Origin of the sequence: Paractinoplanes bogorensis (genome assembly GCF_018829635.1) — a bacterium.
In the GTDB taxonomy this organism is placed as follows: Bacteria; Actinomycetota; Actinomycetes; order Mycobacteriales; family Micromonosporaceae; genus Actinoplanes; species Actinoplanes bogorensis.
This window is the reverse complement of the sequence record NZ_JAHKKG010000003.1, coordinates 105,619-121,563: the sequence shown is the minus strand read 5'-3', so window position 1 is coordinate 121,563 and position 15,945 is coordinate 105,619. Positions and strand designations below refer to the sequence as shown.

The 15,945-nt window shown below is 70.9% G+C and carries 16 protein-coding genes and 1 pseudogene; 6 read left to right on the top strand and 11 right to left on the bottom strand.

The features are described from left to right. Positions 1–64: 64 nt before the first annotated feature. Positions 65–721, top strand: coding sequence for a GntR family transcriptional regulator (locus KOI35_RS09210; RefSeq protein WP_215785664.1), 657 nt, complete (start codon positions 65–67; stop codon positions 719–721). Here KOI35_RS09210 and KOI35_RS09205 read toward each other — a convergent pair. Beyond that, positions 684–1,373 carry an HAD family hydrolase gene (locus KOI35_RS09205; protein ID WP_215785663.1) on the bottom strand — a complete coding sequence of 230 codons (690 nt, stop codon included), beginning with the start codon at positions 1,371–1,373 and terminating at the stop codon, positions 684–686. The two genes, KOI35_RS09210 and KOI35_RS09205, sit on opposite strands and share 38 nt — an antisense overlap. A gap of 26 nt (positions 1,374–1,399) precedes the next feature. Between KOI35_RS09205 and KOI35_RS09200 the strand changes: the two genes are divergently transcribed. Next, entirely contained in the window at positions 1,400–1,900 is a 501-nt protein-coding gene (locus KOI35_RS09200) for a GNAT family N-acetyltransferase (RefSeq protein WP_215785662.1), read from the top strand. Positions 1,901–1,905: 5 nt separating this feature from the next. After that, positions 1,906–2,190 (top strand): YiaA/YiaB family inner membrane protein, encoded by a 285-nt coding sequence (locus KOI35_RS09195; RefSeq protein WP_215785661.1) that lies wholly within the window; start codon positions 1,906–1,908, stop codon positions 2,188–2,190. On the opposite strand, the gene KOI35_RS09190 is transcribed toward KOI35_RS09195, so the two are convergent. From KOI35_RS09190 to KOI35_RS09180, 3 genes are all read right to left on the bottom strand, one after another. Continuing rightward, positions 2,177–2,503 carry a plasmid stabilization protein gene (locus KOI35_RS09190; protein WP_215785660.1) on the bottom strand — a complete coding sequence of 109 codons (327 nt, stop codon included), beginning with the start codon at positions 2,501–2,503 and terminating at the stop codon, positions 2,177–2,179. The two genes, KOI35_RS09195 and KOI35_RS09190, sit on opposite strands and share 14 nt — an antisense overlap. Before the next feature lie 319 nt (positions 2,504–2,822). Beyond that, on the bottom strand, positions 2,823–3,050 hold the full coding sequence (locus KOI35_RS09185; RefSeq protein WP_215785659.1) for a zinc-ribbon domain-containing protein: 228 nt from the start codon (positions 3,048–3,050) through the stop codon (positions 2,823–2,825). A 61-nt stretch (positions 3,051–3,111) separates the two neighbouring features. Beyond that, complete coding sequence (locus tag KOI35_RS09180; RefSeq protein WP_308120877.1) at positions 3,112–3,438, bottom strand: ArsR/SmtB family transcription factor; 327 nt, start codon at positions 3,436–3,438, stop codon at positions 3,112–3,114. Between the two features lie 83 nt (positions 3,439–3,521). Between KOI35_RS09180 and KOI35_RS09175 the strand changes: the two genes are divergently transcribed. Next, positions 3,522–5,543, top strand: coding sequence for a heavy metal translocating P-type ATPase (locus tag KOI35_RS09175; RefSeq protein ID WP_215785658.1), 2,022 nt, complete (start codon positions 3,522–3,524; stop codon positions 5,541–5,543). 1,923 nt (positions 5,544–7,466) lie between these two features. Here KOI35_RS09175 and KOI35_RS09170 read toward each other — a convergent pair. Next, entirely contained in the window at positions 7,467–8,153 is a 687-nt protein-coding gene (locus tag KOI35_RS09170; protein WP_215785657.1) for a TetR/AcrR family transcriptional regulator, read from the bottom strand. Positions 8,154–8,253: 100 nt separating this feature from the next. Here KOI35_RS09170 and KOI35_RS09165 point away from each other — a divergent pair, with 100 nt between their 5' ends. Continuing rightward, a complete protein-coding gene (locus KOI35_RS09165; RefSeq protein ID WP_215785656.1) occupies positions 8,254–9,159 on the top strand; it encodes an SDR family oxidoreductase in 906 nt (301 codons plus the stop codon). On the opposite strand, the gene KOI35_RS09160 is transcribed toward KOI35_RS09165, so the two are convergent. Beyond that, positions 9,129–9,542, bottom strand: coding sequence for a (R)-mandelonitrile lyase (locus tag KOI35_RS09160; RefSeq protein WP_215785655.1), 414 nt, complete (start codon positions 9,540–9,542; stop codon positions 9,129–9,131). The two genes, KOI35_RS09165 and KOI35_RS09160, sit on opposite strands and share 31 nt — an antisense overlap. A gap of 86 nt (positions 9,543–9,628) precedes the next feature. On the opposite strand from KOI35_RS09160, the gene KOI35_RS09155 reads away from it, so the two are divergent. Further along, positions 9,629–10,486, top strand: a complete 858-nt coding sequence (locus KOI35_RS09155) for a helix-turn-helix transcriptional regulator (RefSeq protein WP_215785654.1) — start codon at positions 9,629–9,631, stop codon at positions 10,484–10,486. 113 nt (positions 10,487–10,599) lie between these two features. Here the strand turns inward: KOI35_RS09155 and KOI35_RS09150 are convergent, their stop codons facing one another. The 5 genes and pseudogenes from KOI35_RS09150 to KOI35_RS09130 form a co-directional block, all read right to left on the bottom strand. Further along, positions 10,600–11,460: a TolB family protein gene (locus tag KOI35_RS09150; RefSeq protein ID WP_215785653.1), complete on the bottom strand. Its 861-nt coding sequence runs from the start codon at positions 11,458–11,460 to the stop codon at positions 10,600–10,602. Beyond that, positions 11,457–12,779 (bottom strand): annotated as a pseudogene (locus KOI35_RS09145) (sensor histidine kinase); the annotation flags it as partial. The pseudogene KOI35_RS09145 and the gene KOI35_RS09150, both read right to left, overlap by 4 nt. 2 nt (positions 12,780–12,781) lie before the next feature. Next, a complete protein-coding gene (locus KOI35_RS09140) occupies positions 12,782–13,726 on the bottom strand; it encodes a DUF389 domain-containing protein (RefSeq protein ID WP_215785652.1) in 945 nt (314 codons plus the stop codon). Positions 13,727–13,849: 123 nt separating this feature from the next. Then, positions 13,850–15,106 carry a Na+/H+ antiporter NhaA gene (nhaA, locus tag KOI35_RS09135; RefSeq protein ID WP_215785651.1) on the bottom strand — a complete coding sequence of 419 codons (1,257 nt, stop codon included), beginning with the start codon at positions 15,104–15,106 and terminating at the stop codon, positions 13,850–13,852. 113 nt (positions 15,107–15,219) lie between these two features. After that, positions 15,220–15,861: a phosphate signaling complex PhoU family protein gene (locus tag KOI35_RS09130; RefSeq protein ID WP_215785650.1), complete on the bottom strand. Its 642-nt coding sequence runs from the start codon at positions 15,859–15,861 to the stop codon at positions 15,220–15,222. Positions 15,862–15,945 lie beyond the last annotated feature (84 nt).

The window sequence follows — 15,945 nt, the reverse complement described above, 5'->3', positions numbered from 1 at the left end:
GCTCGTCGCGATTTAAGGCGTGGCACAGGTGACTTGCCCTTCGATGCCCGGCAGAGTGGGGCCGATGAGGCGGGGTGAGGTGAGCGAGCGGCTGCGCGCATTCGTCGGCACGGTGCTGCCGGGCGATCCGCTGCCCTCCGAGCGCGATCTCAGCGTCCAGCTGGGCACGTCCCGGCCGACCGTCCGGATCGCGATCGAGGAACTGACCCGCGAGGGCCTGCTGGTGCGCCGCCACGGCCGCGGCACGTTCCGCAACCTCCGCAAGATCTCCCAGGAGGTCCCGTCGTCGGCCGACCTGCCCCCGGCCGAGGGCGATTGGCAGAGCGAATTATTGGAGTACGCCGTGACGACGGCGGGCCTGGTCCGCGCGGTGCGGCTGCGCATCGTCGACGGCGCTCCGATGGCCATCGAGGAGATCGTCGTGCCGCTCGCCGTCGCTCCGGGACTGACCGAGCAGGACTTCGTGGCCGAGCCGCTCTATCAACGACTGCGCGAGCACCACGGCGTCGTCCCCGCCTCGGCCGTGCAGACCACCGAGCCCACAGTGACCAACGCCGCGCAGTCCGAGTTGCTGGGCGTACCGGTGCACTCCCCCGCGCTGCGGTTCGAGCGCACCACCCACGACGCGGCGGGCCGGGTGATCGAACACGCCCAGTCGGTCTACCGCGGCGACCGTTACCGCCTCACCCAGCATCTGCGCTTCGGTCCCGAGTCCGGCTGACCACCGGCGCCCAGCCGGTCAGGGCCGGGTCGGTAAGCGCCTCGAAGACTACGTCCACCTCGAGCGTCACCCCCGGCAGCGAGGGCACGCCCACCACGTACAGGCCGGCCGCCCGGGCCGACCGCGCGCCGGTCGCCGAGTCTTCGAACGCGACACTGCGGGCCGGGTCGGCACCGCCCAACGCGGCACACGCGGCCAGGTAGAGGTCGGGGGCCGGCTTGGCGTGCACCACGTCGTCGGCGGTGACGATGTGCTCGAACAGGTCGTCGACACCGGCCGTGCGCAGGGCCGCCTCGACGAAGACCCGCGGGCTGTTGCTGGCCACCGCGATCGGCACCCGCCCACGCAGCCGCTCGACCAGCTCGCGGGCACCGGGCCGGGCGTCGGCGCCGCCGGCCAGCTCGACCGCCACCAGCTCGTGCAGGCGCCGGGCCAGCCGCTCACCGTCGCCGGGCCGCCCGAACCAGCCGGCCATCGCCTCGCCCGCCGCGGCCAGCGTGGTGCCGATGACGATCGCCTTCTGCTCGGGGCCGAAGCCGTGCCCGTGCTCGGCGAAGATCCTCGTCTCGGCGCGGGTCCAGGCGCTCTCGGTGTCCACGAGCAGGCCGTCGCAGTCGAAGACCACGGCATCCACATCCAGGGGCAGCGGCATGCGCGTGATCCTGCCAAACTCGCGCCATGCTCCGTACGCCGAAAGCTCTCCTCCGGCCGCCCCGGGATGAGGACCTGCAGGCCGTACGGGAGCTGGTCCAGGATCCCGACGTGGTGATGTGGAATCCGCGCAGCCGCATCCCGGACGAGACGGCGGTCACCTTCTCGATCATCGTCGACGACGGCCGCTACGCGGGAACGGTGACGCTGCACGACATCGACCGGGCCGGGCGTCGCGCGGCGGTGGGCTACCGAGTCGCGCCGTGGGCGCGTGGTCGGGGGCTGGCGGCCGAGGCCGTACGGGCGGTGGTGGATTGGGCCTTTGGCCCGCTGGAGCTGGAGCGGATCGAACTGACCCACGCCGTCGAGAACACGGCGTCGTGCCGGGTCGCGCAGAAGGCGGGGTTCGCGCTCGAGGCCATCCTGCCCGCGAACAAGCGTTTCGGCGACGGCCGGTTGCACGACGAGCACCGGCACGGTTTGAGTATCGGGACTCAAGCGGACCCGGCCGCGTCGCGGCAACGATGAGCGCCATGGACATCCCTGCCTCGCCGAAAGTCACCGCCGCCTTCTACGTGCAGGCCGCGGCCTCGTTCGCCATCGCGCTGATCGCCCTCGCCGCCGGCATCTTCTACCTGCCGGTGGGCGGCTGGATCCGGGCGTTCCTGGGCGTCGGCCTCGCCTACGTCGTCACGTCGGCGTTCACGCTGGCCAAGACCATCCGCGACGCACAGGAGGTCGGCACCACCGTCCGCCGCGTCGACCAGGCCCGCATCGACAAGCTGCTCAACGAGCACGACCCGTTCAAGACTTCGTGAGAGCCTTCTCCAGCTGCGCCTTGGTCATCGCCGAGCGCCCTTTGATGTTGCGCTTCTTGGCCTCGTTGTAAAGCTGTTCCTTCGTACGCCCCTGGGCGCCGGCGTGCGAACGTTTGCCGCCCCGGTGCCCGGAGGACACGTCGTCCAGCGACGACCGGCTCGCCGTCCGCGACTCCCCGGCGCGGGCGCGTTCCTTGTTCACGGTGCGCGCGGCGATCTCGGTGGCGACCTTCCCGGGTACGCCGCGTTTCTCGGCGCTCTCCTTGATGTGCTCGTACTGGCGTTCGCGCTTGGGACTCGCTCCGGCTGGCATGTCTGCTGAGTTTCCGGAGCGGCGCCGTGCAAACGGGTGTTCGTTCCCGTGACGTCAAGGCGCGGCTCCCCTCAGCGATGGGCTCACCCTGGTCGCCCTGGTGCTGTTGCTGCGCCGGCTGGTCACCACCGACAGTTCCCGGGCGGTCGAACAGCTCGTCGCGGCCGGGCAGGTCTGGCTGACCAACGTCCTGGGAGCTGGACCGCGGCGGCCCGGTCGCCCGCACCCATCTGCCCCGGCACAAGCTGCGCCCGGCCGACTTCCGCTTGTCGGCCCTGGTCATCTCGGTGGTGGTGATCGCCGCGGGCGGCGGCAGCCTCTAGGCCGCGGCCATCTCATGCGCGGCAGCGCCCCGGAGGCGCCCGCAGTTCGTGCAGGCAACGAAGTAGCGCGCCGGCCGAACCGGAAACAGCGGCACGAAGAACAGACTGAACTTGGTCGTCCGCCGAATCAGCGACTGCGCGGCCGTGGCCCCGCAGACCTCGCAATGGCCGAGCCGCGATCCGAGAAACTTGTCCTTGCTGCGCAGACCGAAAATCAAAAACACGCTTCCCACCGTACGGGGGTATGTCACGCGCCCTTTTTCGTGTCGCCTCGGGCCTGCTCTGTTACGTGTCGCTTCGGGCCTGCTCCGTGTGGAAAAGCGCCTCGGTCAGCAGCGCCCGCACATGCGGATCAGCCGCCGAGTAGTGCACGAACGTCCCCTCGCGACGCCCCCGCACCAGGCCGGCCAGCCGCAGCTTGGCCAGATGCTGGCTCACCGCGGTCGGGGCCGCCCCGACCAGCTCGGCCAGGCACGCCACCGACGTCTCGCCCTGCAGCAGCGCCCACAGGATCTTGATGCGCGTCGGGTCGGCGAGCAGCCGGAAACCCTCGGCGGCGAGCTGGACCTGCTCCTCGTCGGGCATCCGGAAATCAGGCAGCGACGTGTGCACACCCCCAGAGTAGCGGTCATCACTCTATTCATATGCCTACGCACCTTCTTATCTACGTTAGTGCGCAGGTACGGTGATTCGCCATGAGCCCGACCCGCCGCCTGCTGGCCGTCACCGAGATCCGCTGGGCCGCTACGGCCACCGCACTGTTCGCCGCCGGCGGCGTGACACAGCTGGCCGGCGCCCCCTCGCCGGTGTGGTGGGCGCTCTATCTGGCCTGCTACGCGGCCGGTGGCTGGGAGCCGGCCCGGGCCGGGCTGCGGGCGTTACGCGACCGCACCCTCGACGTGGACCTGCTGATGATCGTGGCCGCGATCGGCGCCGCCTCGATCGGTCAGGTCTTCGACGGCGCACTGCTGATCGTCATCTTCGCCACGTCCGGCGCGCTGGAGGCATTCGCGACCGCCCGCACCGCCGATTCCGTACGGGCCCTGCTCGACGTCACCCCCGAACGCGCCACCCGACTGACCCCCGACGCTGCTCGCCCCGCCTTTCCCGGCCGCCTCACCCCGGCCGACCGCCTCACCCCGGCCGACCGCCTCGACCTTGCCGACCGCCTCTCCCGCGCCGGCTCGGAGACTGAGGTCGACACGGCCGAGTTGCAGGTCGGCGACCTGATCCGGATCCGCCCCGGCGAGCGCATCGGCGCCGACGCGATCGTCGTCGAGGGGGCGAGCGATGTCGACCAGGCCACCATCACCGGCGAGCCGCTACCCGCCGCCAAGACCGAAGGTGACGAGGTCTTCGCCGGCACGCTCAACGGCACCGGAACCCTGGTCGCCCGCGTGCACCGCGCCCCCGCCGATTCGGTGCTGGCCCGGATCGTCCTCCAGGTCGAGCAGGCCTCGGCCAGCAAGGCGAAGACACAGCTCTTCATCGAGAAGGTGGAGCAGCGCTACTCGGCCGGCGTCGTCCTGGCCACGCTCGCCCTGTTCACGATCCCGTTGGCTTTCGGCGCCGACCTGCAGCCCACCCTGCTGCGCGCGATGACCTTCATGATCGTGGCCTCACCGTGCGCGGTCGTCCTGGCCACCATGCCGCCGCTGCTGTCCGCGATCGCGTTGGCCGGCCGCCACGGCGTCCTGATCAAATCCGCCGTAGTCATGGAGAAGCTGGCCGAAACCACGATCGTCGCCTTCGACAAGACCGGCACCCTGACCGAGGGCACACCGCGCCTGCTCTCTTCCCCGACGCCCTCTCTCCTGCGGTGGGCCGCCGCAGCCGAACAGGCCAGCGAGCACCCGATCGCCAAAGCCATCGTCACCGCCGCCCGCGAGCGCGTCATCCCCGTACCGGCCGCCACCGCCTTCAGGTCCACCCCCGGCCGCGGCGTCGAAGCCACTGTGGACGGCCACGTGGTTCAGGTCGGAAGCCCTCAGGTCCTGACTGCGGAACTCGCGCTCAGTGGTCACGTCCCCGCCGCTGCTGAAGGTGTCACAGGCCGCACCCTCGCCCTGGTCGAGGAGGTGCAGGCGTCCGGGCAGACGGCTGTGGTCGTCTTGGTCGACGGCGTGCCGGCTGGAATTCTGGCGCTGGCCGACCGCATCCGCCCCGCCGCGACAAACACCGTCACCGAGCTGACCACGCTCACCGGCACCCGCCCGGTGCTGCTGACCGGCGACAACCCCGGCGCCGCGGCCCACCTGGCCGACGAGGCCGGCATCACCGAGGTCCACGCCGCCTTGCTCCCGTCGGAGAAGGCCGACCATGTCCGCGCCTTACAGTCCGACGGCCACCGGGTGCTGCTGGTCGGCGACGGCGTGAACGACGCCCCCGCCCTGGCCACCGCCGACCTGGGCGTAGCCATGGGCACACACGGCTCCGACCTGGCTCTGCAGACCGCCGACGCCGTCCTGGTCCGCGACGACCTGACCGCGCTGCCCGCCGTCATCGCTCTATCCCGCCGAGCCCACCGCCTGGTGATCGCCAACCTGACCATCGCCGGCACGTTCATCATCACGCTGGCAACCTGGGACCTGCTGGGCCACCTCCCACTCCCTCTGGGCGTAGCCGGCCACGAGGGCTCCACAATCATCGTCACCCTGAACGGCCTGCGCCTGCTCTCCAACCGCGCCTGGCACCGCGCAGCCTCCAAACAGCCGTGACCACCGCAGCGCGCCGTCGCCGCACCACCGCCAACACCCACACCCCGCCGTCAGCGCCCACCACGCACCCGCGCCGCCGGGCACACCCAGCACGCCCCGCAGCGGAATACCCAAAGGACTCGACACTCGGGAAGCCGTCCCGGCGGCGGGCCCTTACCGGTTCGACTTACTGTCGAGAGACCAAGGATCGGGCGGCGGTCCACGGGCTGTCACCGCTAGCCATGCCGGACGAGCTCAACCGCCGGCGCCGACCAGTCGGGCCGGACAAGCTCGGACGCCGACTCCGACCGGTCGGGCCGGATTAGCTCGGACGCAGGCTCCGACCGGTCGCGCAGGGAGCCCGCCGCGAGCAGGCGCCCGACGCGGTCAGGGTGGTGCCGCCGGCGATGGCAGGCCTGATGACGGCCGCAGTCGAGTTCGCACAAGAGCACGTTGCCCGGTCCGCGGCCTCCGGCCTTCGGACTGCTCGCCAGCCTGAGCCGAGCAGACTGCCCGCCCGACGAGGCGGTGATGGAGTCCCGGCCGGCGCGCCAGCGTCGCACCGCTGAGGTTGCCGGCCATCGGATGCTCCCGACGCCGAAACACACTGTGCGCCCGGCCCATTGGGCTCCCTCGGTGCGCGACCAGATCCGGGACACCGTCTCGCGGTGAACGCGCCGGGACACCAACACGCGCGTAAGGGACCCGAACACCAACTCGCACGGCAGTCACGGGAACCTCTCGCGTCGGAGGCAAAGAGACACCGCCTCGCGCAGAGGACACCGGAGGACCCACCCGCACGCCAGCCACACCGGCCTCTCTCAGGAGAAGCAACGGCACACCGCCTCGCGCAGAGAACACCGGAACACCCACTCGCACCCCAGCCACACGGGCCTCTCTCAGGAGGAGCAACGGGACACGGCCTCGCGTAGAGAGCACCCGGACACCGGCTCGCATGGGAGGCGCCGGCTCGTCGTGAGCCGAGGAGCCGCCCTGGGACACCGAGTTGGATCGAAGGGCGGGCGGTTCCACCCGTGCCGGAACGAACGCCTGGCCGGCGAGAACCGGACCGCAGTCGGGCCGTGTGACGTTGGTCGGCTCGTCGACGTCGGAGGTCGGCGACGGCCGCTCGCTGGTGGTGCCCTCCGGCCAGATCAACGGCGGGAACGCCTCGAACTCGTCATGCAGACCCAGCTCGCCGCACAGCCGGGAGCAACCCCGCGACCGGCACAACTTCCAGCCATGGCGCCGGGCGAGACCCCAGTCGCGGCGACGCGCATGGTCACGACGAAACTCTTGCCGGCTCGGCGAATAATTGCGCGCTTTCGTGCGATCCCGCATTACTTCAGTCGCCGGCCGAGTGAAGAATGAAAGCTGCTGGTATCGCATGAGGACAATTATTCTGGACCCCGGACAGCGCGCGCCAATATTCGATCATGCCAATCCGGAACCCAGGAAGAAATTCCTCAACCAAACATGATCGACCCACCACGAGCCCTGACGGGACGTGCCGATTGCCAGTCGTTCAGGTGCTGCACACGACCCTTGCGGAGACCCTCGTCTGCGGCGTAGGCGAAGGGCACGATCGCCAGTTCGGCCGCAGCCAAAGCACCGGTGAACGGTCGCATCAATAACCTCGACAAGAATGGTCGGCCGGGATCAAACCGGGGGTCTGTGCGTCTCAGCGAAATTCGATGGGCCACCCTCGCATGACGCGAGACAGGAATGCTCAAGAAACGAACCAGAGGGCGGTCGAGGAGATTACGGAAAAATTGGGGGAGCCGGACGGCGACAACGACGAAATTGGGTAGCCTCCGACCGCACGCCGCACGACCGCACGACCGCACGACCGCACGACCGCACGACCGCACGACCGCACGACCGCACGACCGCACGACCGCACGACCGCACGCCCGCACGCCCGCACGCCCGCACGCCGTGCGGTCAGAGCGCCGCCCCGAATGGCCGATCCTCCTGCCGGGCCAGCAGACCCGAGATGGTCACGGCCAAAGCCTGCGTCAGCAGAGCAGTGAAGTCGACCCGCATCGCGGCGACCGCGGGGTCGGTGGCGTAGGCGGTCAGGAGCGCCTCGGGCGGCTGACTGTACGGCCAGGAGGCGCTGGTCAGCAACGTCGTCAGGGCAACCAGCGAGGTTGCGTCGTGTGGGCCGAGTTCGGGTAGGCAGCGGCGCATCAGGCGAGACTGCTCGGCGATGGCCCGGGCGGTGGCCCGCTTGTGCTGCAGCGCCACCTCGGCCGACACGTTGTGTTCGAGGACGCCGGCGTGGGCGCTGGTGAGGTCGCAGAGCACCGGACGCCGTACGAGGGAATCGGCCAGCGCCGCAGCCAGGCGGTCGCCTCGGTCGCGGGCGGAACCGTCGCCGGGCTGCAGGGTGCGGTCGAGGTCGCCGAGCCACTCCCACAGTTCCGCGTCGAGCAGGTCGAGCAGGACGGCCTCGCGGGACTCGAAGTAGCGCAGCACGTTCGACTTGGCCAGGCCGACGCGGCGGCTCAGCTCGTTGAGGCTCAGCCGGGCCACCGGCATCTCGGTCAGCATGGTCGCCGCGGTGCGCAGGATCTGCTGCCGCCGCTCGGCCCGCTGCTCATCGGTGTTGGCACGCTTGAAGTCCACGTCCGCGATCTTATAGACCACAGGTCTCTTGCTGAAGAGACCGGCGGTCTGTTAGCGTCGGAAGTGAAGAGACCGCCGGTCTTTAGGGAGTGGGGCAAACATGAACGTCGTGGTGACCGGGGCCAACAGCGGCACCGGCAAAGAGGCGGCCAAGGCCTTGGCCGCGGCCGGAGCCGACGTGGTGCTGGCGGTACGCACGCCGGCCAAGGGCGAGCAGGCCCGCGCCGAGATCCTGGCCGCCCACCCGGACGCGAACGTGCAGGTGCGCCGCCTCGATCTGGCCGATCTGGCATCCGTCCGCGAGTTCGCCGACGGGCTGATCGCCGACGGCCGGCCGCTCGACCTGCTGCTCAACAACGCTGGGGTGATGTTCCCGCCGGTACGCCACGAGACCGCCGACGGCTTCGAACTGCAGTTCGGCAGCAACCACCTCGGCCCGTTCGCGCTCACCGTCCGGCTGTTGCCGCTGCTGCTCGCCGCGTCTTCGCCCCGGGTGGTGACGATGTCGAGCGGCATGGCCGCCCGGGGCCGCATCGATTTCGACGATCTGAACTGGGAGCGCCACTACAACCCGACCGCCGCGTACGCCCGTTCGAAGCTCGCCAACCTGCTCATGACCATGCACCTGGCCCGGGTGTCGGACGAGCGCGGCTGGAACCTGCTCTCGGCCGGCGCCCACCCGGGCAGCGCGGCGACCAATCTCGCCTTCTCCGGGCCGGCGATGGGCGGGCGCCCGAGCCTGCTGTTCCGGGTTGCGTTGCGCGTTGTTCCGCACCACAGCGCGGCCGCCGGCGCGCAGCCCATGCTCTACGCCGCGACCAGCCCGGACGCCGTGCAGGGCGGCTATTACGGCCCGCGCTGGGGTCTGATCGGCCCGGCCCGCCCCGCCCGCCCGACCCCGAAAGCACTCGACCGCGACGTCGCCGCCCGCCTCTGGGCCGAGTCCGAGCGACTCACCGGGGTGCAGCTGCCAAGTCAGGCCGACGTGTGGAAGGCCGACGCGTAGAGCTCGTCCGGCACCGGTTCGAGCCACGTCGTCGGATCGCCGCCGTCCGGCTCGGCCTCCAGCATGGCCAGGTGACTCATGAACGTGCCGGCCGTCGCGCCGTGCCAGTGGTCCTCGCCGGGCGGGCAGACCACCGTCTCGCCGGCGTGGATGCGCAGCACCGTGCCGTCGCGGGTGCCGACCAGGCCGACGCCCTCGGTGACGTGCAGGGTCTGGCCGACCGCGTGCGAGTGCCAGTTCGTGCGGGCGCCGGGCGTGAACCGGACCAGCGCCACGGTCATCCGTGACGGGCCGGTGCCGGTGTAGATCGGCGTCAGGTAGACGTCGCCGGTGAAGCGCTCGGCGGGGGCTTGGGCGGTCGGTTGCACAGGTCGAAGTTCCATGACCCAAGCAAACCCCTTTTCCGTACGGCGAAGGGGGTACCAGCAGTACATCCCTGCGGGACGGCCCACGCCGTACCGTCGAATCCGTGGACAACCGAGCCGAGGTGCGCGACTTCCTGACCACCCGCCGCGCGAAGATCAGCCCCGAGCGGGCCGGAATCCCCGTGTCGGGGCAGCGCCGGGTGCCGGGTCTGCGCCGCAGCGAGGTGGCCGCGCTGGCCGGGATGAGCGTCGAGTACTACGCCAAGCTCGAACGCGGCCAGCTCGGCGGGGTCTCGGCCGGGGTGCTCGACGCGATCGCCCGGGCGCTGCAGCTCGACGAGGCCGAACGCGCTCACCTGCTGCGCCTGGCCCACGAGGCGGACGGCACGAGTGCGCTGCTGCGCCCGGCCCGGCGAGCCCGGCCGTGGACCGTACGGCCGAGCCTGCAGTGGTCGCTCGACTCGATCACCAACCCGGCCATCCTGGTCAACAACCGGCAGGACCTGCTGGCGGCCAACCATCTCGGCCGGGCCATGCACAGCGACGTGCTGGCGACCCCGGCGCCGAACTTCGGGCGGTTCACGTTTCTCGACAGCGCCGCCCGCCGCTTCTATCCGGACTGGGGACTCGCGGCCGACATGCTGGTCGCCAACCTGCGCACCGCGGCCGGCAAGGACCCGCACGACAAGGGCCTGCACGATCTGGTCGGCGAGTTGTCCACGCGCAGCGACGAGTTCCGGCGCCGCTGGGGTGCCCACAACGTGCGCATCCACGGCACCGGAGTGAAGGGGTTCCACCATCATGTGGTCGGTGACCTGACCCTCGCGTACGAGAGCATGGACCTGCGGGCCGAGACCGACCTCACGCTGACCATCTATGCCGCCGAACCCGACTCCCCCAGCGCCCACGCGCTCACCCTGCTGGCATCGTGGGCCGCGACAATCCAGGCGCCGGCAGGATGAGAGCGCCCAGCAAGATGAGGGCGCCGTCAGGGTGAGGGCGCCGTCAGGGTGAGGGCGCCGTCAGGGTGAGGGCGCCGTCACGGTGAGGGCGCCGGCGGGAGAAAGGCGACCATTCAGGCGCCGACCGGATAGGTGACGTAGGCGAACCGGGTGCTGTCCGGCGACCAGCTGTTGACGTTGATCGTGCCCTGACCACCGGGCAGCGTCACGACGGTGCGTGCCGCGCCCCAATTGTCGTCCGAGACCAGGCGCAGCTCGACCGGCAGGTCGGCCGGGTGGCCCTGGGTGCCGGGCGGGAAGCTCAGATAGACGGCGTGTCGGCCGTCCGGGGCGAGGTGCGGGAACCAGTTGACCCGCTCGTCGAAGGTCAGCTGCTCGAGGCCGCTGCCGTCGGGCCGGATGCGGGCGATCTGCGCGTGTCCCGGCGAGAACGTCTCGGTGTTGAAGTAGATCCACGAGCCGTCCGGCGAGTACTCGGGCCCGTCGTCCACCCCGCCGGGCCGGGTGAGCCGTTCGTCCTCGGCGCCGATGGTCCACAGCGCGGCCGATCCCCAGTCCTGCCCGTCGATGCCGACGTAGGCCAGCGTGGTGCCGTCCGGGCTCACGCCGTGCAGGAAGTGCAGACGGTTCCCGGCGGTCGTCACCCGCCGCGCCGGGCCGCCGCTCAGCGAGGCCCGATAGATGTGCCCGTCGTCGGCCGACACGAAGATGGTCTCGCCGTCGGGCGCCAGGACGTGGTCGTTGTTCAGCGAGGGGACACCCTCGAGCGGGATCGGCCGCGGCGGCGCGGAGGCGGGCAGTCGCCACAACAGGCCGTCGCCGTTGAGGATCAGGTCGCCGTCGCGGGTCCAATTGGGCGCCTCGAACAGCACGTCGCCGCTCGTGTGGACTTCGGTGGAAAGGCCACTGCTGACCTCGTACGAGAAAATGGTGCAGATCTGACCGGCGGCGAGTTTCCGGGCGTACGAAGTCATGATGGCAGGGTAACGATCATCGTGAGGCCCCCGCCCGGGGTGTGTGCGGGTGTGAGAGTGCCGCCCATGGCCTCGGTCAGACCGCGCGAGAGGGCCAGCCCGAGACCGACACCGGTGTGGTTGTCGCGGTCGCCGAGGCGCTGGAAGGGCAGGAACACGTCGTCCCACCGGTCCTCGGGAATGCCCGGCCCGTGGTCGACGACCCGCAGCTCGGATGTACTGGCCGTGACCGTCGGCGGCCGGCCGGGCGGACTGTGCCGCAGCGCGTTGGCGACCAGGTTGACCAGCACCTGCCGCAGCAGTCCCGGGTCGGCGTGCAGCGGCGGCAGATCGTCCGGGATCTCCACCGCCACCGTCCGGCCCTCCGCGCCCAGGTCGTCCAGCGCGCTCGGGACGATGTCCTCGGCACCGATGTCGACCGCGTTGACGCCGAGCGCGCCGGCCTGGAGCCGGCTCATGTCGAGCAGGTTGGTCACCAGCCGCACCAGGCGGTCCAGCGACTCGTCGGCGGTGGCCAGCAGTTCGCGGCGATCTTCGAGGTCGAAGACGATCTCCTCGTTGCGCAGGCCGGCCACCGCTGCCTTGGCCGACGCCAACGGCGTACGCAAATCGTGGCTCACCGCCGCCAGAAGCGCGGTCCGCATCTTGTCGGCCTCGGCCACCGCGCTCAGCGCCTCGTGCCGCAACGCGATCGCCGCCTGCGCGCCGAACGCCGCCACGATCCGCCGGTCGGACGGCTCCAACGGACGGCCGCGCAACCGCATCGTCACGTTGTCGTCGACCTCGACCTCGGTGTCCCACACGGTCGTGGACGGCTCCCCCACGTGCGCGACCACCGTCCCCCGGTCGAGCAGCGACACCGATTCCAGCGTGAAGGTCTCGCACAGCTGCTCCAGCAGGGCCATCAGCGGCCGGCCGCCCCGCAGCACGCTGCCGGCCATGGTGGCCAGCGTCTGCGCGTCGGCCGCGGCGGCCGCGGCCTGCCGGGTCCTGCGGGCCGCGGTGTCGACGACCCAGCTGACCGCGATGGCGACGACCACGAAGGTGGCCAGGGCGAGCAGATTCTCACTCTGGGCGACGGCGAACCGCCCGTACGGCGGGGTGAAGAAGTAGTTGAGCAGCAACGAGCCGCCCACCGCGGCCAGCAGCGCCGGCCCCAGCCCGCCGAGCAGCGCGACCCCGACCACGGCGACCAGGAACAGCAGGATGTGGTTGGTCAGCGACAGCGGCGGACCCCACGCGAGCAGCGCCGTCAGCAGCGGCAACCCGGCCCCGGTGGCGGCGAACCCGGCGATCCGGCGGCGCCACGACAACGCGGGCATCAAGGCCGCGACGGCTGTACGCGCCGGCGGGTCAGACGCCACACCGCCTGCTGGACGATCAGCGTCAGCACCCCGGCCACGACGATCGCGGCGAGGTTGATGACGAGCTGCAGCGCCGACCCCAGGAACTCGTGCCTGACCCCGTAGGCGAGGGCGACCGCCGCGTTGGCCGCGGCCGGGATGGTGGTCACCGAGATCAGCACGCCGACCAGTGTGCCCGCCTTGGCCGAGGTCAGCGAGAGGATGCCGGCCACGCCGCCGAGGAAGCCGATGACCCAGGACAGGGCGTCGGGCCGCCAGATGAAGTCGGTCAGCGGCCGTTCCTCGAGCAGCATCGACCGGTTGATCAGGTCGGCCCCGGTGAGTACCCAGGTCGCGAGCACGGTCAGAACCATCCCGACCGGGAAGCCGACGGCGAGCGCCACCACCGACCGGCGGATCAGGTACGCCTTGCGCTGGACCAGGCCGACCGAGAGGGCGGCCAGCGGGCCGAACTCGGGTCCGACGACCATGGATCCGACGATGAGGATCGGCTGGTCGAGAAGCACTCCGACGGCAGCGATGATCATCGCGATGGTCATGAAGGCCAGGAACGACGCCGACAGCTCGGTCTCCTCGCCGGTCTGATGCTCGATCTCCTGCCACACCACGGCGTCGACACCCAGCCCGGGGACCTTCTTCTCGGCGCGGTCGGCCGACGCCGACAGGGTGGTGTCGACGCGTTCGACCACGATGCCGCCCTCGTCGGAGAGACCGAGCTCCCGCAACGTGTCGAGTACGTGGGTAGCGCCCTCGCGGACCACGTCGAACTCGATCAGATCGCCGGGCGGCGACAGTGCCACGCCGCGCTGGACGACCAGGTGCGTCACCGCCTCGTCGTCGCGGAGCACCGCCACGGCTTCCTCGGTGATCGTCGCCGGCGCGACCACCCGTACATGCAGCATCGGTGCCCCTCACGATCTCTGTGCGCGCGAGTCTAAGGCGCAGCGGAAAGGGTGCACCGTGCCCTCAGGCGTGCCCTGCCGACCCTCGATGATGCGGCGCACTACCCCGGCACGCTCAGGTGCTCAGGCCTCGCGCTGGTAGACGTCGGGGATGCCGTCGGCGTCGGCGTCCACCGACTCCTCGGCGGCGATGCGGCGGTAGTGACGGTCCCGGATGCGCAGCAGCACCGTGGCCAGCAGCGCGGCGATCAGCGAACCGATCAGGATGCCCAGCTTGGCGTGCTCGTCGCGGTTGCTGCCGGCGCCGAACGCCAGCTCACCGATCAGCAGCGACACGGTGAACCCGATGCCCCCCAGCAGGGCCAGGCCGAGCACGTCCCACCAGCCGATCTCCTCGGCCATCCGGGCCCGGGTGAAGCGCTGGACCAGCCAGGTCGCCCCGGTGATGCCGGCCGCCTTGCCCACGACCAGACCGAGCACGATGCCGATCAGCACCGGGTCGGCCAGGGCGGCCCCGAACCCACCGGACCCGCTGACCGCCACCCCGGCCGCGAAGAACGCGAAGACCGGCACGGCGAAGCCGGCCGACAGCGGCCGCAGGCGGTACTCGAAGTGCTCGGCCAGCCCGGTGCGCACCGGGACCATGAACGCGAGCAGCACCCCGGCCACGGTGGCGTGCACCCCGGACGCGTGCACCAGCCCCCAGGTGAGCGCGGCCAGCGGCAGCAACAGCAACCAGGAACGCACCTGTCGCTGGACGAGCAGAGCGAACGCGGCCAGCGGCAGCAGGGCCAGGGCGAGCGGGACCAGGTGCAGCGTACTGGTGTAGAAGATCGCGATGATGGTGATGGCGAGCAGGTCGTCGACGACGGCCAGGGTCAGCAGGAAGGTGCGCATCGCCGACGGCAGGCTGGTGCTGATCACGCTCAGCACGGCCAGCGCGAACGCGATGTCGGTGGCCGTCGGGACGGCCCAGCCGCGGGGTGCCCCCTCGGTCGCGGTGACGTTGACCGCGAAGTAGAGCAGGGCGGGCACCGCCATGCCGCCCACCGCGGCGGCCACCGGCAGGGCCGCGCGACGCGGATCCCGCAGGTCACCGGCGACGAACTCGCGTTTGAGCTCGAGCCCGGCCACGAAGAAGAAGAGGGCCAGCAGACCGTCGGCGGCCCACGCGGACAGGCTCAGGTCGAGATGCCAGGCGGCCGGGCCGAACGTGAACCCGGACAGGTCCTGGTAGAAATCCGACCAGGGCGAGTTGGCCAGGACGAGCGCGGCGACGGCGGCGCCGAGCAACAACAGCCCACCGATGGTCTCGGTGCGCAGGGTGTCGGCGATGCGGCGGGCCTCGGGCCAGGTGCCGCGGCTGAACAGGTGGGGCATGCGTCAACTTTCGGGGTCGGCGGAAGAATCGCCGACCAGACTTCCCGGCACACCTGCGGTCGACTCTAGTGGTCAACCGGCCGCGGCGCAGCGCCTCCCGGCCGTCGGCAGGATCACGGACGGTCGCCGGTGGCCAGGAACAGGACGTGGTGGCCGATGTTGACCGCGTGGTCGGCGTACCGCTCGTAGAAGCGGCCCAGCAGCGCGCCGTCGACGGCCGCCTCGACGTCGAGCGGCCATTGCGGGCTGACCAGGACGGCGAACAGCTGACGGTGCAGCTCGTCCATGGCGTCGTCGTCGCTGTCGAGCCGGGCCGCGACCGCCACGTCCTGCTCGGCCAGGGCGGTCACCACCTTTTCGCTCAGGTCGTCGGCCACCAGGCTCATCGAGCGGAACAGCACGGCCAGCTCGGGGGCGGCCGCGGGCGTCGGATGCCGGCGCAGCACCGACCGGGCGATGTGCGCGGACAGGCCGCCCATCCGTTGCAGGTCGGCCGCCGCCCGCAGGGTCGTCATGATCATGCGGAAGTCGTCCGGCGCCGGGACCCGGCCGCCGACGATCTCGTAGATGCGGTCCTCGACGACCTGGTGGAGCACGTCGATCTCGGTGTCCCGGACGATCACCACCTGGGCCAGCGCGGCGTCGGCCCCGAGCAGGGCGGCGCTGGCCTGGCGCATCGCCTCACGGACGGCCAGGGCCATGGTCACCAGAGAGCTGTCGACACGAGTGAGCTCGTCACGGAAATCGCCGCGCATCAGCCCTCCTCGCCCTTGATCCGATAACCCTAGTGCCCAGCCGGGCCGGGCGGTCGACCGCCTCTTGCTATATCCACCGGACGA

Coding starts and splice junctions, on each gene's coding strand:
- KOI35_RS09210 (WP_215785664.1), top strand. CDS start 65: ATGAGGCGGGGTGAGGTGAGCGAGCGGCTGCGCGCATTCGTCGGCACG.
- KOI35_RS09205 (WP_215785663.1), bottom strand. CDS start 1,373: ATGCCGCTGCCCCTGGATGTGGATGCCGTGGTCTTCGACTGCGACGGC.
- KOI35_RS09200 (WP_215785662.1), top strand. CDS start 1,400: ATGCTCCGTACGCCGAAAGCTCTCCTCCGGCCGCCCCGGGATGAGGAC.
- KOI35_RS09195 (WP_215785661.1), top strand. CDS start 1,906: ATGGACATCCCTGCCTCGCCGAAAGTCACCGCCGCCTTCTACGTGCAG.
- KOI35_RS09190 (WP_215785660.1), bottom strand. CDS start 2,503: ATGCCAGCCGGAGCGAGTCCCAAGCGCGAACGCCAGTACGAGCACATC.
- KOI35_RS09175 (WP_215785658.1), top strand. CDS start 3,522: ATGAGCCCGACCCGCCGCCTGCTGGCCGTCACCGAGATCCGCTGGGCC.
- KOI35_RS09165 (WP_215785656.1), top strand. CDS start 8,254: ATGAACGTCGTGGTGACCGGGGCCAACAGCGGCACCGGCAAAGAGGCG.
- KOI35_RS09160 (WP_215785655.1), bottom strand. CDS start 9,542: ATGGAACTTCGACCTGTGCAACCGACCGCCCAAGCCCCCGCCGAGCGC.
- KOI35_RS09150 (WP_215785653.1), bottom strand. CDS start 11,460: ATGACTTCGTACGCCCGGAAACTCGCCGCCGGTCAGATCTGCACCATT.
- KOI35_RS09140 (WP_215785652.1), bottom strand. CDS start 13,726: ATGCTGCATGTACGGGTGGTCGCGCCGGCGACGATCACCGAGGAAGCC.
- nhaA (WP_215785651.1), bottom strand. CDS start 15,106: ATGCCCCACCTGTTCAGCCGCGGCACCTGGCCCGAGGCCCGCCGCATC.
- KOI35_RS09130 (WP_215785650.1), bottom strand. CDS start 15,861: ATGCGCGGCGATTTCCGTGACGAGCTCACTCGTGTCGACAGCTCTCTG.